16 protein-coding genes are annotated in these 15,069 nt (G+C 60.9%); 10 read left to right on the top strand and 6 right to left on the bottom strand.

The genetic code is table 11. The annotated features are described in order from the left end of the window. The first annotated feature begins 142 nt into the window (after positions 1 to 142). The gene (locus tag ABIB44_RS11705; RefSeq protein ID WP_354584852.1) at positions 143 to 1,345 is read left to right on the top strand and encodes an ATP-binding protein; all 1,203 of its coding nucleotides are present in this window, start codon (positions 143 to 145) and stop codon (positions 1,343 to 1,345) included. Positions 1,346 to 1,474: 129 nt separating this feature from the next. Here ABIB44_RS11705 and ABIB44_RS11700 read toward each other — a convergent pair whose 3' ends face one another. Further along, positions 1,475 to 2,536 (bottom strand): lipocalin-like domain-containing protein, encoded by a 1,062-nt coding sequence (locus ABIB44_RS11700; RefSeq protein ID WP_354584851.1) that lies wholly within the window; start codon positions 2,534 to 2,536, stop codon positions 1,475 to 1,477. Positions 2,537 to 2,761: 225 nt separating this feature from the next. Here ABIB44_RS11700 and ABIB44_RS11695 point away from each other — a divergent pair, with 225 nt between their 5' ends. After that, on the top strand, positions 2,762 to 3,391 hold the full coding sequence (locus ABIB44_RS11695; protein ID WP_354584850.1) for a hypothetical protein: 630 nt from the start codon (positions 2,762 to 2,764) through the stop codon (positions 3,389 to 3,391). Positions 3,392 to 3,420: 29 nt separating this feature from the next. On the opposite strand, the gene ABIB44_RS11690 is transcribed toward ABIB44_RS11695, so the two are convergent. Then, positions 3,421 to 4,116 carry a carboxypeptidase-like regulatory domain-containing protein gene (locus ABIB44_RS11690; protein ID WP_354584849.1) on the bottom strand — a complete coding sequence of 232 codons (696 nt, stop codon included), beginning with the start codon at positions 4,114 to 4,116 and terminating at the stop codon, positions 3,421 to 3,423. A gap of 55 nt (positions 4,117 to 4,171) precedes the next feature. Then, positions 4,172 to 5,068 carry a carboxypeptidase-like regulatory domain-containing protein gene (locus tag ABIB44_RS11685; RefSeq protein ID WP_354584848.1) on the bottom strand — a complete coding sequence of 299 codons (897 nt, stop codon included), beginning with the start codon at positions 5,066 to 5,068 and terminating at the stop codon, positions 4,172 to 4,174. Positions 5,069 to 5,184: 116 nt separating this feature from the next. On the opposite strand from ABIB44_RS11685, the gene ABIB44_RS11680 reads away from it, so the two are divergent. The 3 genes from ABIB44_RS11680 to ABIB44_RS11670 all read left to right on the top strand — a co-directional run bounded on the left by ABIB44_RS11680 (position 5,185) and on the right by ABIB44_RS11670 (position 8,368). After that, on the top strand, positions 5,185 to 5,688 hold the full coding sequence (locus ABIB44_RS11680) for a hypothetical protein (protein ID WP_354584847.1): 504 nt from the start codon (positions 5,185 to 5,187) through the stop codon (positions 5,686 to 5,688). An 80-nt stretch (positions 5,689 to 5,768) separates the two neighbouring features. Continuing rightward, entirely contained in the window at positions 5,769 to 7,559 is a 1,791-nt protein-coding gene (locus tag ABIB44_RS11675) for an amino acid permease (protein WP_354584846.1), read from the top strand. Positions 7,560 to 7,891: 332 nt separating this feature from the next. Next, the gene (locus tag ABIB44_RS11670; protein WP_354584845.1) at positions 7,892 to 8,368 is read left to right on the top strand and encodes a hypothetical protein; all 477 of its coding nucleotides are present in this window, start codon (positions 7,892 to 7,894) and stop codon (positions 8,366 to 8,368) included. A 154-nt stretch (positions 8,369 to 8,522) separates the two neighbouring features. Here the strand turns inward: ABIB44_RS11670 and ABIB44_RS11665 are convergent, their stop codons facing one another. From ABIB44_RS11665 to ABIB44_RS11655, 3 genes are all read right to left on the bottom strand, one after another. Continuing rightward, entirely contained in the window at positions 8,523 to 8,756 is a 234-nt protein-coding gene (locus tag ABIB44_RS11665; protein ID WP_354584844.1) for a hypothetical protein, read from the bottom strand. A gap of 123 nt (positions 8,757 to 8,879) precedes the next feature. Next, on the bottom strand, positions 8,880 to 9,218 hold the full coding sequence (locus ABIB44_RS11660; protein WP_354584843.1) for a hypothetical protein: 339 nt from the start codon (positions 9,216 to 9,218) through the stop codon (positions 8,880 to 8,882). A 232-nt stretch (positions 9,219 to 9,450) separates the two neighbouring features. After that, on the bottom strand, positions 9,451 to 9,723 hold the full coding sequence (locus ABIB44_RS11655) for a hypothetical protein (protein WP_354584841.1): 273 nt from the start codon (positions 9,721 to 9,723) through the stop codon (positions 9,451 to 9,453). A 305-nt stretch (positions 9,724 to 10,028) separates the two neighbouring features. On the opposite strand from ABIB44_RS11655, the gene ABIB44_RS11650 reads away from it, so the two are divergent. The 5 genes from ABIB44_RS11650 to ABIB44_RS11630 form a co-directional block, all read left to right on the top strand. Beyond that, positions 10,029 to 11,009, top strand: coding sequence for an aspartate carbamoyltransferase catalytic subunit (locus tag ABIB44_RS11650; RefSeq protein ID WP_354584840.1), 981 nt, complete (start codon positions 10,029 to 10,031; stop codon positions 11,007 to 11,009). A 95-nt stretch (positions 11,010 to 11,104) separates the two neighbouring features. Further along, a complete protein-coding gene (locus ABIB44_RS11645) occupies positions 11,105 to 12,382 on the top strand; it encodes a dihydroorotase (RefSeq protein WP_354584839.1) in 1,278 nt (425 codons plus the stop codon). A 135-nt stretch (positions 12,383 to 12,517) separates the two neighbouring features. Further along, entirely contained in the window at positions 12,518 to 13,048 is a 531-nt protein-coding gene (gene purE, locus ABIB44_RS11640; RefSeq protein ID WP_354584838.1) for a 5-(carboxyamino)imidazole ribonucleotide mutase, read from the top strand. Then, a complete protein-coding gene (locus ABIB44_RS11635) occupies positions 13,045 to 14,295 on the top strand; it encodes a 5-(carboxyamino)imidazole ribonucleotide synthase (RefSeq protein WP_354584837.1) in 1,251 nt (416 codons plus the stop codon). Before purE ends, ABIB44_RS11635 begins: the two co-directional genes overlap by 4 nt. A 121-nt stretch (positions 14,296 to 14,416) precedes the next feature. Beyond that, on the top strand, positions 14,417 to 15,069 hold a 653-nt coding region (locus ABIB44_RS11630), incomplete at its 3' end, for a carbamoyl-phosphate synthase domain-containing protein (protein WP_354584836.1).

The following is a 15,069-nucleotide window of genomic DNA, read 5'->3' as shown; positions in this document are numbered from 1 at the left end:
CACCGCGAAGGACCTTATTACGCCAGAACAGTTAGCAGCAATCATTTCTACTGCCAATCGTTCAGCGGTGATAAGGTCCTTCGCGGTGCTCAGGATGACAGCCGATTTGCTGACGTTCTTTTATCAGCCCCTTACGCTATTCATGGCTCCGATTTACGAGAAGAAAACCCGCATCAAAATTCTGATTGCGGTGCTGGCCCTGCTCATCGGGGCGGCCACCATCATCTACACCAATTGGCTGGTGCAGCGCGTATCGGCCCGCGAACAGCAGCAGATTCAGCTCTACGCTAAGGCCCAGGAGTTCATCATCAACTCCGAATCGGATGCGAATATGTTCGTGTTCAACGAAATTATTAATGCCAACGCCACCATCCCGGTTATCCTGACCGATGGCAAAGACATTGTGGGGGCCAAGAACATTGCCATGCCCCCGCACCTGCCCGAGGCCGACTCGGCCGCCCGGCTGCGCGCGGAGCTGGCCCTGATGCAGCAGCAGCACCCGCCCATTGTAGTGCGGCTGGGGGCGGGCCAGAACAACTTCATCTACTACCGCGACTCGCAGCTGCTGCGGCAGCTGCGCCTCTACCCGCTGGTGCAGCTCGTAGTGATTGGCTGCCTGGCCGTGATTGCTTACCTGGCTTTCAGCTCGTCGCGCCGGGCCGAGCAAAACCGCGTGTGGGTGGGCCTGGCCAAGGAAACCGCCCACCAGCTGGGCACCCCGCTCAGCAGCCTGGTGGGCTGGCAAAACTACCTGCGCGACTCCGACCGGTTCAAAGACGAACCCATTGTGGAGGAGTTGGGCAAGGACATCCGGCGGCTGGAAATCATCACCGAGCGGTTCTCCAACATTGGCTCGGTGCCGGTGCTGAAGGACGAAAACCTGTACCTCACCACCCGCAACGCCATCGAATACCTGCAAAGCCGGGTGTCAAAAAAGGTGAAATTCACCATTGAAAGCGACCTGCCGATGGACACGCCGGCCCGCATCAACGTGCCGCTGTTCGACTGGGTGATTGAGAACATCTGCAAAAACGCGGTCGATGCTATGGAAGGGCGCGGCTCCATTACGCTGCACCTGCGGCGCGTGCGCACCCGCCGCACCTGGTACCGGCGCGGCATGCCGCCCCGCCAGGTCGCGGTCGACATCACCGACACCGGCAAAGGCATCCCCAGCAACAAGCTCGACAGCGTATTTATGCCTGGTTTCACCACCAAAAAGCGCGGCTGGGGCCTGGGCCTGGCCCTGGCCAAGCGCATCATCGAGAACTACCACGAAGGCCGCCTCTTCGTGAAATGGAGCGAAGTGGGCCGCGGCACCACGTTTCGGGTAGTGCTAAACCAATAAGGAATAAAGCCGAAAAGACGGTTATGCTGAACGCAGTGAAGCATCTCTACTACGCAAATAATTTTATTTACGATTGCGGTAGAGATGCTTCACTGCGTTCAGCATAACGTGCTTCGGCCGGGTTAGGAGCTACCTATTTGTGATTTCCACGTAGGCCTGGCCCGTTACCGGCTGGCCATTATGGGTGCCCTTCACGCGGCACATGCCTTCCCAGTAATACATGGTGAAGGCGTGAAAAAACCGCAGCGCCAACTCCTGCTGCGGCACCAGCGGCTCCACCGTGAGGTCGTAGCCCTGGGCGGGCACCTGCACGCGCCAGGTGGCGGGGTACTTCTTCTTCGACTTCGGGCTGGTCCAGTACGTGAGGGGCGTGAGGGTGAAATCGGGCCCCGACAGGTGCAGGTCGCCGCCGGTGGGTCGGCTCAGGGTGCCGTTGTTGAGGGTGAGGCCGGTGGCCGAGTTGCGCAGCGTGTTCAGCATGAACTCCTCGCGGGGCTCGTCGAGCTGAATGCTGAGCCAGTCCCAGCCCACATTCTTGTCCACGATGCTGGTGCAGTTCCACTGCCGGTCGTACCAAAGCTCGCCGGTTACCTGCCGCGCTTTGCCACCGATGGTGAGCGTGCCGATAGTGGCCAGGCGCGGATAGGAGTAGTAGCCGGCCGTGATGCCGTTGCCGTAGTTTTCGTAGCCGGTGCCGCTGTGCAGCACCACGGGGCGCGTGGGCCGGGTGGTGAGGTCCAGGGCATAGCCGGCGTTGGCCTTGCCGGTAAGGGCGGCCTGGAGGTGGTAGGCTCCCTCCTGCCCGTCGAAGGACCACACCTGGCCGGCCTTGTGCTCGCGCAGGCGCACGGGCAGCGAATCGGTGAGCAGGCGCGGGAGGCGGCCCAGGTCGTAGTCGTAGTGAAACTGCTGGCCCTGCGGGTCCGTCAGGGCCACGTTCACCATTTGCCAGTCCTGCTTGCCGTCCTTCAGGTTGAAGTGGAAGAAAACGTACTCAACCCCAAACTGCTCGCCGGTGGCCTGGTCGCGCAGGTGGCCGGTGAGGTACCACCATTCCAGCGAGTTTTTGGGGTGCGGGGCTTCTTCGTGGGGCAGCTCGGCGCGCTGCGCGGTGGGGTTGAAGCGGGTAGTGGGCCGCGGGGCCGCACAGGCCGCCAGCAGAAATATCAGGGCAAAACGCAACACTTTCATACCCGGCCAAAAGCCGTTTTGGGGGCGAAAGGTTTGATAGATTCATTAAATTGAGCCTCCTTGAAAAGTCCTTTTTCTGACTCAAAAAACCAATGATTCATTAAATTGAGCCGTTCGCTGCAGCAAATCCCCTTGGTATATAAGGTCCCAACGACAGCTTTTTTAGGTTGCAAGCATCAGCCGTTTTCACCGTGCTTTCGCAATTAATTCACTTCCGCCTCGCTTATGCAAGCCACAGCAAACAGACTACTTCCACTGGTGCTACTGTTGAACCTGGCAGCTACGGCCAAGGCCCAAGTAGCCGAAACCTCTATCCCCGCCCAAAACAGTATTGTATCCATTTCGCCGGCTGAGTTGATTTACAAAGTAGCAATTGGCTACGAGCACCGGGCCGGTTCCCACGGCGGGGCAGGTTTGATGGGCAGCTACTACTACGGCAATTTAGGGTTGCCGCCCGGATGGCAGACGACAGCGTATTTTCGCCACTATTTCAGCCGTCAGTTTCCCGTTGGCTGGTATGTGCAAGTGGAAGCCAGCGTGCTCAACTTTACCCAAACAGTTGGCCTGGTTAACCTCAAGAACAAAGAACATAGCGATTTCAGCTACCGGACGGTGAGTGGTGGTGGTGGCGTTGGTTTCGGCTACCGCACCCAACTGCTGCGACGCGTCGCGAATGGGCATCTGCTCGGCAATGTGCTGGTAGGATTTCGGGGGCATCCTCGCCCCCAGCCCAGCTACGATACAAGCTTGTACCGCCAGGAATCCAGTTTTTTGGGACCCGATTCTGAATGGTACTTGTTATTCGGCCCAGGCTCAATAGTGCATGGCCTGCTTACCTTGGATTATCAGTTCTAGCCACTGCTACACCACCATTGCATTTCCTGTCACCCTTTCGGCGGGGCCACCGGCGGCTCGGGCTGGCGGATTTTACCCATAATCTTGCCCCGGCCCTCCACCGACTCCAGGCGGACGACCAGCTCGACCGGCGCGTTGGCAGTGGGCAGCTTCACCGGTACTTCCTGGGTTTTGAACACGAACGGGCTGCCCTGCACGCGCAGTGTGAGCGCGCCGGCCCGCACCGGCTCCCAGCTGCGGGCCAGTACCAGCTCAAAGCGGCCGTTTTCGTCGGTAGTCGCGCCGTATTGGGTATCGTTAATGAAAACGAACGCGCCGGCCACGCCGGGCCCGTTCTTGCCATCGAGCACCACGCCGCGAATCACCATCGACTGCTGCTGCTCGGCGGTAGCCGGCATTGGCGCGGCGGCCGTGGTGGGCGGCTGCTGAGGCGGCTGGGTGGCGCACGAAGTGGCCGACTGCCAGCCCAACAGCGCCAGGCCCGCAAGCGCCCAGCGCCGCCAGCCTACCACGGGCGGCGCGGCAACCGGCGTGGCGTAGGTATTGGCGCACAGCGGCCGCCCGCCCTGCCGCGCCAGAAACGCCAGAATCTCGGCCTCGCTGAGGATGGTGAAGTCTACGACTTCGGTGGCGCAGGTGGCGCAGAAGCGGCCAGCGGCCGTGGGCGACATGGCGGCCCAAGGCTGGGCGCAGGGCTGCGGAATGGAAAACGAGGAAGGAGCCATGCGGCTAAGGTATTGGTTTTTGGAAGAAGCAAGGCGGTGGTTGGTCGCCACAACATCAGTGGTGGCGGAAGGGCCGGGCGAGCCAGTATTTGCCCCAGAAGTAGAATGCGCGGGGGTGCCAGGGCGCGGGCGGTAGCTTGCGCGGCGGCAGGTGGCAAACCACCACTTCGCCCATCATGCGGTTATCGGCCTGCATTCGGAAGCGCTGCGCTTCGCCAGTTGTTTGGTTCGCCAAGGTTCGCTCCTGCGTCAGGTAGCCCAAGGAGGACAAGACAAGGGTTACAATCTGGCTCTGCGCCAATTCGGCCGGCACGGTCATTTCGTACGAACCCGTTGCGGTGGTACTGAAACCTACTGTGGTTCCCTTTAGCAGTACTGTCACGCCCGGGATTCCCTCGTTGTTGGCACTATCAGTAATAATACCCCGCAACACCAAAGGCCGCTCCGACAGCAACGGAAGCTGCTCCGGATATGTCCGGATTATCGGCACGCCATGCAGCGTTTCGCGGCCTACCATTGGTGGTTGAGCCGGTGCTGTAACCGCAACATTTTCAACTATGGGCGCATCAATCACCGGTGCGGCCGGCACCGGGCCGCCCCAATAGCGGGCGCGCCACTCGGTGAGCGTTTGGGCATTGGCTTCGGTACCTATGCCCTCACGCACGGCCCATACGGCCACGGCGGCCGCCAGCCAGGCCCGCCAGCGCTGGCTTGGGGCAGCCAGGGCGGCGCGCTGCAACGGCCGTTCCAGCTGCCCCGCCGCGAACCGGCCGCAGGTGCGGCCGGCCTCGGCCCCGGCCAGGTAGGCCAGGATTTCAGCATCGGTTTTCAGGGTGAAGTCGACTACCGTGTGGGCACAGGCGGCGCATTGGCGGCCGGCGGCGGTGGGCAACATAGCGGCCCAGCTTTCGGAGCAGGGCTGCGGGATGGTGAGCGAAGTAGCGGGGCGCATAAACGGGCTGGGTGAACGGCGGTGCCCTTCCGATGCGCACCGGCGCGTGAATGCACACGGCCAGCTCGCAAAAAGGCGTATCTTGGATATCTATCCGGCCACTACAGTCTTTCCACATGAAAACGCTTTTCCGCTTTGCGCCGCTGGCGCTGGTTGCCCTGCCCTTGTTCAGCCACGCGCAGCAGCGCACCGGCAGCGTGGTGGGGCTGGAGATTCCGGGCTCGCCCGCGCCGGCCAGCGGGCACTGGCTGGCCGGGGCCTACGTCACGGGCAGCTACTCGCCGGTGCTGGCCCCGGGCCTGGCGGGCTACGGCGTGCAGCCCTACCTACGCTATGTACTGGGCAGCGGGCAGCGGGCGCGGCCCTTCGTGCAGTATAGCCTCGCACCCTACTGGGTGCAGCCCTACGGCAGTGCCGCACCCTTTGGCAGCACCGATGGCCGCTTCGGTAACCCGGCGTTTGCGCCGCTGGGGCTGCGCGGGCCGGTGCCTAATGGCTTCGGCTACAATGGCTACGGCAGCGGCATGGGCAGCGTATCGGTGGGGCTGCCGGTGCGGGTAGGCGGCGGCACCATGACGGTGCACGTGGCTGGCAGCCTCGTGAGCGGGCTGCTGCGCTGAGGGCTGCTAACGGGGCCGGATGCGCCACAACCCGCGCCGGGGCGTTATCTTTTCGCCCCCAAACCCGCCCCCGTTCTTTCATGAGTTCTGAAAAATCCCTGTTTCGCCGCAAAACCATCGCGGCCATTCTGCAAAATCCCCCGGCCGACCACGAGGGCCATTCCCCCGGCGGCTTGGAGCGCCACCTCACCGTGCGCGACCTTACGGCGCTGGGCATCGCGGCCATTATCGGGGCCGGTATTTTCAGCACCATCGGCAAGGCCAGCCTCGATGGCGGGCCGGCGGTGTCGCTGCTGTTCGTGTTCACGGCCATTGCCTGCGCATTTTCGGCGTTATGCTACGCGCAGTTCGCGGCCACCATTCCGGTTAGCGGTTCGGCTTATACCTACGCCTACGCCTCGTTTGGCGAGCTGGCGGCCTGGATTATTGGCTGGGCTTTGATAATGGAATACGCGGTGGGCAACATCGTGGTAGCCATTTCGTGGTCGGACTACTTTACGGGCCTGATGGACGGCATTGGGCTGCACATTCCGCTTTGGCTCACGATGGGCACCCAAACCGGCCACGCCGGTTACGAGGCCGTGCAGACGCTGGTACAGTCGGGCAAAACCCTGGCCGAAGCCACGGCGGCCGTGTCGCCGGCCCAGCTCGACGGCTACAAGGCCTGGATGCAGGCCCCGGCTCTCACCGATGGCCTGCACCTGGTTATCGACCTGCCGGCCTTCGCCATCACCGTGGCCATTACGGCGCTGGTGTACGTGGGCATCAAGGAGAGCAAAAACGCCTCTAACCTGCTGGTGCTGCTGAAGCTGATTATTGTCTTCATTGTGATTGTGGTGGGCGCGTTCTACGTGAACCCGGTCAACTGGACGCCTTTTGCCCCCAACGGCGTGGGCGGCGTGCTCAAGGGCGTGTCGGCGGTGTTTTTTGCCTATATCGGCTTCGATGCCATTTCGACGACGGCCGAGGAATGCAAGAATCCGCAGCGCGATTTGCCCAAGGCCATGATGTACGCCCTGATTATCTGCACCGTGCTGTACGTGATTATTACGCTGGTGCTCACGGGCATGGTGTCGTATAAGGAGCTGGGCGTGGGCGACCCGCTCTCGTTCGTGTTTGCCAAAGTGGGGCTCTCGCGGCTGTCGGGGCTGGTGGCGGTGAGCGCGGTGTTTGCCATGGCTTCGGTGCTGCTGGTGTTTCAGCTGGGGCAGCCGCGCATCTGGCTCACGATGTCGCGCGACGGGCTGCTGCCGTCGGTGTTCTCGCGCATTCATCCGCGCTTCCACACGCCTTCATTCGCCACCATCGTCACGGGCTGCTTCGTGGCCATTCCGGCACTTATTCTGAACATGGATTTGGTGGTCGACCTCACCAGCATCGGCACGCTGTTCGCGTTTGCGCTAGTTTGCGGCGGCATTCTCATCATCGACCCTTATGGCCAGTCGGAGGCCCGCTTCAAGGTGCCCTACATCAACGGCAAGTGGCTAGTGCCGCTGATTCTGCTGGTGGGCGCGTTCCTGATTGTGCGCTACAACGCGGCCAGCAACCACCAATTCTGGCTCGACATCACCGGCCAGCGCGGCTGGATTGAGCACGACGCCCTGAGCGGCAAGGTCACGGGTGGTTTCGCCCACCAGATTCCGACGCTGGTGTTTTTCCTGTTTTGCTTGGCGCTATCGGTACTCTCGTTCCGCAAGCGGCTCTCGCTGCTGCCCACCCTGGGCTTGCTCATCAACCTGTACCTGATGACGGAGCTGGGCATCAGCAACTGGACGCTATTCTTTGTGTGGCTGCTGATTGGCCTGGCCGTGTACTTCACCTACGGCTACAAGAACTCGAAGCTGGGCCGCACGCCGGAGCTGGTGGCGTAGGGCAGTTTTGTACCCAGAAAGCAGCTCCGGCCGCTGGTGCAGCCGGAGCTGCTTTCTAATATGGCCGGGTGGGCCTAGGCAATAGACGGGTATTTTATCCGCAGCGCATGTTACGTGTTGGAGGCGGTCGGTTGGAGAATGCAAATGGCTTTACCTCTTATTTGAACCACCGTGGCTGTTGCAGAACTCGGTTTAGCAGGACCTGCTAAACCGAGTTCTGCAACAGCCACCACCGTTTTCCTAAAATGTAGCGGTGCGCGTCGGCAGGCATGGCGCATGGTGTCGGGTTTCCTCCGGACCGAAGTACCTTTCCTCGCACTTAACTCCCTGCCATGCTTCGCTGCCTCTGCGTCTTGCTGCTGTTGTCCGGCCCAGCTTTCGGGCAAGTGGCTTCCAATTCCCCCGCCGGCGGGCCCGGTGCGAGCGGACCCGCCGCTCGTAACACGGCGGCCGACACGGTCGCGGCGCTGCAGCGGCTGTTTCACCTGCGGCGCGCGGGCGGCGTTGCCCTGCTGGTCACGAGCGGCCTGGCGGTGGCGGCCGGGCCGGTCATTGGCTTTTCCGTTTCGGGCCAGGGCGGCTACCAGGGCTTGGCGGGCGTCGTCGTCGGCCTGCGAATCGGCGCGGGCGTTGCTCTGCCGTTGACGGTCCTGGGCGTGCGCTTGGTTTCTCGCTACGCGAAAGCGAACGAAGCGCAGGTGCTGGCGACCTACCAAGCCACCCACGCCTTGCCCCCGCGACTGGCGAAGAAACTGCGGCCGGGGCTTTTTCTCGCACCCGAACAACTTTCCCCCTACCGCTACCACTAGCGACGGCGAGGTGCTTCCTGACCTTATCAGACCCTGCGGTTGTAGAATTTCCGGGTCAACTCAGAAACAAGGGAGAGGGATTATGTTGTCACCATAAATTGCTCCTTCAACTAAACAACGGGCGTTTACATTGCTACCGTTTCGCTGAGCGAGGCTAGGAATTGGCCATGGTACAGATAACTCCCAACGCGGTTGCCTTCTCCAACACGGCCGCGCCAATGGCGGCGGGCAGTTCGAGTACCACCGGTTCTTCGTTCAGTACTTTGGTTTTGATGGCCCACGCTTCCGCCAGTTCCAGCCCTGCCTCCTCGTGCAACAGGCGCGCAAAACGGAGCGATTTCATCCCTACTTGCCAGCCAAAGAACGTGATTTCTATTCGGGGTTCCATGGGCAGCTTGCGGCAAGAAGGGCCGGTAAATCTAGGCCTGAGCTAGCTACAAATTGAATTATTTCCTTTTGCTCATCGAACCGTTTAGCCATACTCGCTAGTCGAACTCCGGACTCCTTTTCCTTAGAGTTGGTAGGTTCGATACAGTTCTAGCCAGGCAAACAGCCCAAGGGCCAGCCCGACATTGACAGCCCAAGCTACCCAAGTGGTGTAAAGCACCTGCCGCCGGAAAAGCCAACTGAGCAGTCCCACGTGTACCGCCAGGCACCCGCTCCCCACAAGCATCGCTGCTGAATCGTGGCCTGCCCCGGAGCCGAAGGTGAAAAACCCCACAAAGGCCGCTACGAATTGCCAGAAAAAGTACCCAACAAGGCCGAATACTAAGCCCGTGGCGAAGTGCAGAGAATGCCCCATTTTGGTGGAACGCACTTGCACAAACATCGGCAACTTGGGTTCAGTCATTGGGGACTTAAGTAAGGCGGAGGTTGGTAATCAATTCCTCGTTTTACCAAACGAAGCGCGTTTTATCTTCGGACCTTATTCTGTCCACATTTATTAGACAACCTTACCTGGAAATCCATCTGTAAACCACGTCCCAATCCTGTCCGGCTTGGGCTAGCCCACCTCACCCGCCCGGGTTCGGCTTAACCAGACCACCCTGATGCTACTTTGTACCGGCCGGAAATGAATCAGCTCATGAAATACCCAATGGTTCATGGGCTGCTTGCCACCGCAGAATGGTGGTCCGCCAGCTTAAGCGGCGGAATAAAGAGCTAAAGTTAAGATGGATGTGCTTGCCAAGCAACTGGTTGCGCGAGCCATGGGTTTTTTTGATAGCGAAAAGAAGAACAAAATATGCGTTGACTAGCCCGTTAGCTTGAAAAATCCAGAGATGAGAAAAGTAGCCAGAAAAAATTAACATGGTTGATGAATTGTCGGGCGTAACAATACCGTAGCTTTGCAGCATGCTTCAACCCCAAAAACCGTTGATGAAGCGTGGAACCCTGCTCGACTGGGAACCGCGAGTGGACCGGAAGGTCTGCGGCCCCGTCGGTTTTCCCGATTCTGCCACTGGTATTTCTATTGTTTTTTCTGGTATTGCCCCGCCACCGTTTCGGATTCCGAAACGGTTTTTTTATGTCCACTGAGTTCGGGGGTTGCCGCTCCGCTGCCGTGGCTTCCGCTTCATATGGCAGTCAGCAAATTGCAGGGACTGTTAAAACCCCTCCGGCTCGTAACTACTGATTACGTACTTAATTTCCCCAACCTGGTATGGCCCGTAAAGACCTGATTGACATTGCATCCCTGCACCCGGAGGAAATCGAGTTTCTGCTCGACCAATCCAAGTCCTTTAAAAAGCTATTCACTCATTCGGTGAAGCGAATTCCCGCGCTGGAAGGCAAGTCCGTGCTCATGCTCTTCTATGAGGCCAGCACCCGGACGCATTCTTCCTTCGAGGTAGCGGCTAAGCGTCTCTCGGCGGAGGTAACGAATTTCGACGTTGCCCACTCCTCCATCTCCAAGGGCGAGTCGGTCCGCGAGACGATTGAGACCCTCCAGGCCATGCGCACCGACTACATCGTTATCCGCCATAGTCACCCCGGCCTGCCCGGCATGATTGCCCGCCAGACCACGGCGTCGGTCATCAATGCCGGCGACGGGGCCCACGAACACCCCACCCAGGCCCTGCTGGACGCTTTTACCATCAAGGAAAAATTTCCTGACCCCCGGGGCAAAAAGGTCCTCATCATTGGCGATATTCTCCACTCCCGCGTGGCGCGCTCCACCAGCACTTTGTTGCAAAAGCTGGGCATCGAGGTCGCTTACCTGGGGCCGGGCTCGCTGGTGCCCAAGTACGGCCCGGCCACCATCCGCCGCTTTACCGACTACGAGGCGGCCATGGCCTGGGCACCCGATGTAGTGTACCTGCTGCGCGTGCAGCTGGAGCGCCAGGACGTGCAGTTTTTCCCCAGCGTTCGCGAGTACCACCGGGTATACGGCATCACCAACACCCGGCTGGCGGAAATCCGCGACCGTGGCCTCTACATCATGCACCCCGGCCCCGTGAACCGGGGGGTCGAGCTGTGCGACGCCGTCATGGACTATGAGCGCAGCCTTATCACTAACCAGGTCGAAAACGGGATTTCTGTTCGCATGGCCGTGCTCGACTGGCTCACGCCGGGGGGAGACTTCCCGAAGCAGGAATCGTATGTCGCGCAGCAGCGAGCCAACTCAACGGCGATTATCCCCTAAAAGTCCGGACGCGGCGGCTGGTTCCGCCCGTGTATTTTTTTCTTCAACAGCCAGAACCCCTCACCCCCTTGCCGATTTATAGCAATCATCCCTCCATGCTTCTTCTTCAAAACGCCCGTATTGCCTCCGAAGACTCCCCCATACTTGTCGAAAGTGATGTTCTCATTGTCGAAGGAAAAATTCAGGAAATCGGGAGCGGCCTGGCCGTTCCCGAGGGTGCCCGGGTCATCGACGCGCGTGGTCGCGTGCTGATGCCGGGCATGTTTGATGCCCACGTCCATTTCCGCGCGCCGGGGTTTGAGAACAAGGAAACCATTACCACGGGCAGCGAAGCGGCCATCAACGGCGGCGTTACCGGCGTGGTCATGATGCCCAATACTCGGCCGGCCCTCGACTCGGCTACTGCGGTGGCCACCGTGCTGGAAAATGCCAAGGACCGGTCCCGTATTCCGGTGTACACCTCCGGCTGCGTTACGAAGAATCGCGAGGGCAAGGAACTGGCGGAAATCGAGGGCATGCGCTCGCTCGGGGTGAAAATGCTCACCGACGATGGGGATACCACGGCCGACCCAGCCGTACTTTTCCGGGCGATGCAGTACGCCACCGAGTTTGGGATGTTTTTCGCCAGCCACTGCGAGGTGCCGGAACTGGCCGGGCCACGCGCCGTGAACGAAGGGGTGATGAGCTACCGGCTCGGCATCAAGGGCTCGCCGGCGTGCGCGGAGGAAATCATCATCGACCGCGACATCCGCCTGGCCCACGCGGCGGGCGCGCACGTGCACATCCAACACGTGTCCAGCAAGATGGGCATGGAAACCATCCGCTGGTGGAAATCGCGCGGCGATGTGAAGGTGACGGCGGAAGTGATGCCGCACCACCTGATGTTCACCGACGAGCACATCGGGGACTACGACACGAACTATAAAATGAACCCGCCGCTGCGGACGCAGGCGGATTGTGACGCCCTGCTGGCAGGGCTTATTGAAGGCGTATTCGACATCATTGCCACGGACCACGCGCCGCATACGCCGTTCGAAAAAGCCCAGGATTTCATCAGCGCGCCCAATGGCATCACCGGCCTGGATACGGCCTTGGTGTCGCTGTATCACCATTTCGTCGAGCCCGGAAAATTCGGTTGGGACCTGGTGGTGAAGCGCTATTCGGCGGAGCCCCGCCGCCTGATGGGCCTGCCGGCAGTTGCCATCGAAGTCGGTCAACAAGCCGAATGCGTCTTGTTCGATACCGAAGCGGAAACGACTTTCACGCGGGAGTTCATGAAATCCAAATCACAGAACACACCCTTCATCGACCAGACGCTGAAAGGCAGTGTAGACCTAGTGATTTTAGGCACGGAAATCCTGCTGGAGCGCTAATAGGTAGCGCTTATTCAAAAACAAACAGAACGTCATGCTGAGCGAAACCGAAGCATCTCTACCGCTTCGTATGCACCGCCTAGCGAAGCGGTAGAGATGCTTCGACAAGCTCAGCATGACGACCAAGAAATTTCAATGAACACCTCCGACTCCCCAGACTCTCCCAATAGCGCCGCCCCAGGCAAGCCCCTGGTCGGCGTGGTCATGGGCTCCAGCAGCGACTGGGACACCATGCAGCACGCCGTGCAGATGCTCACGCACTTTGGCGTGGCCCACGAAGCGCGCGTGGTGTCGGCCCACCGCATGCCCGACGACTTATTTGCTTATGCCGAACAAGCCGGCCCGCGCGGCTTGCAGGCCATTATCGCCGGCGCGGGTGGGGCCGCCCACCTGCCGGGCATGATGGCCGCCAAAACCACGGTACCCGTGCTGGGGGTGCCGGTGGCCAGTCGGCATTTGCAGGGCGTAGACTCGCTGCACAGCATCGTGCAGATGCCAAAAGGGATACCTGTCGCTACGTTTGCCATTGGCGATGCCGGGGCGGCCAATGCCGCGCTGTTCGCCGTGAGTATGCTGGCCCTGCACGACCCGGACCTGGCGACCAGGCTGCACGCGTTTCGGGCCGCACAAACCGAAGCCGCCCGCGCCATGACGCTGCCCGTATGAGCGACAAAACGCATAGCCTCGCCATGCCCCTGATTTTTCCGGGCAGCGTGGATGCCGCTGGCCAGCGGGCGACCCTGGGGGTGTTGGGGGGCGGCCAGCTGGGCCGCATGTTTGTGCACGCCGCCCAGCGCCTGGGCTACTTTACCGCCGTGCTGGAGCCCGACGCGCAAAGCCCGGCCGGGCTGGTGAGTCACCACCACATCCAGACCGACTACAACGACCCGGCCGGGCTGGCGCAACTGGCCCAGCTGTGCCAGGCCATCACCACCGAGTTTGAAAACGTGCCCGCCCAGGCCCTGCAAACGCTGGCCCTGACCCGACCCGTGGTGCCCGGTGCGGCCGCAGTGGGCATTGCCCAAAACCGCGTCGAGGAAAAAGCCCTATTCACCGCCTGCGCCGACGTGTCGGGGGTGGCCTGCGCGCCCTACGCGGTAATTGAAACGCTGGCCCAGCTGCAGGCCGTGCAGAACGAGCGAACTGATTTGCTGCCCGGCATCCTGAAAACTGCGCGCATGGGCTATGACGGCAAGGGCCAGGTCCGGGTGAAAACCGCCGCCGAGCTGGCCGCCGCCTGGGCGGAGTTGGGCGAAGCCGCTTGCGTGCTGGAAAAGATGCTGCCCCTAACCGCCGAGTGCTCGGTGCTGGTGGCGCGCGGCTGGGACGGGCAGGTAGTTAGCTTCGCTCCGCAGCGTAACGTGCACGTCGATGGCATTTTGGCTGTGACCTATGCGTACGAAGGAAACATGCCGCCCGCCCTGGCAACCAGGGCCCGCGACGCGGCCGTTTCCATCGCGGAGCATATCGGCTATGTCGGGGTACTGTGCGTCGAGTTTTTTGTGGTGGACGATGGCAGCGAACACGGTAACTTGGTGGTCAACGAGATGGCCCCGCGCCCGCACAACAGCGGCCACTACACCCTGAACGCCTGCGACGTGTCGCAGTTCGACCTGCAGGTGCATGCCATGGCGGGCCTGCCCCTGCCGCAGCCGCGCCAGCATTCTCCGGCCATCATGCTCAATCTATTGGGTGAGGTGTGGTTTGACAGCAGCGGCCAGCGGCACGAGCCCAACTGGTCCGCCGTGCTGAGCCTGCCAGGAGCCCACCTCCACCTGTACGGCAAGCTGGACGCGCGCCCTGGCCGTAAAATGGGCCACCTAACCATCACCGGCCCGGATGTCGCCAGTGTGAAAACCACGGCGCGCCGCGCCGCTGGTTTGCTTGGCCTGCCGGGTCTGGATGATATATAGAGGCCGTTTGTGTCAGAAAAATTCACATTAAACGAGCGGTCATGCTGAGCTTGTTGAAGCACCTCTAGCGCTTCGGCTGAACCATTCAACGAAGCAGTAGAGACGCTTTGACAAGCTCAGCATGACGTTCTTCCTGCGTCCATCCATCATGACCCAAACAGTAAAACTCATCCTCGAAGACGGCACTACTATAGAAGGCGAATCCTTCGGCGCGTTCACCTCCGCCGCGGGCGAGGTCGTGTTCAGCACGGCCATGACGGGCTACCCCGAAAACCTCACCGACCCGTCCTTCGCCGGCCAGATTCTGGTGCTCACCACTCCCATGGTGGGCAACTACGGCGTGCCCGGCGAGGAGCTGTACGAGTCGATTTCGACCATTTTCGAGTCCGACAAAATTCACATTGCCGGGCTGGTCGTCAATTACTACTCCGAGGAGCACAGCCACTGGAACGCCGCCAAAAGCCTCGGCGACTGGCTCAAGGAGTACAACATCCCCGGCATCTGCGGCGTCGATACCCGCATGCTCACCAAGAAGCTGCGCGAGAAAGGCGCCATGCTGGGCAAAATCGTGGCCGAGGACGACGTGCCCTTCCACGACCCCAACCTCGACAACTTGGTGGCGCAGGTGAGCCAGCCCGGCGTGGAGCACTTCGGCAGTGGCCAGCACAAAATCGTGCTGGTGGACTGCGGCACCAAAACCAACATCATCCGCTGCTTCCTGGAGCGCGACGTGGAGCTGATTCGCGTGCCTTGGGACTACGATTTCACGACCCT

It is taken from the genome of Hymenobacter sp. UYCo722, assembly GCF_040547115.1.
Lineage (GTDB): Bacteria > Bacteroidota > Bacteroidia > Cytophagales > Hymenobacteraceae > Hymenobacter.
Note: the sequence above shows the minus strand (reverse complement) of the source record. Positions and strands in the feature narration are given on the sequence as shown.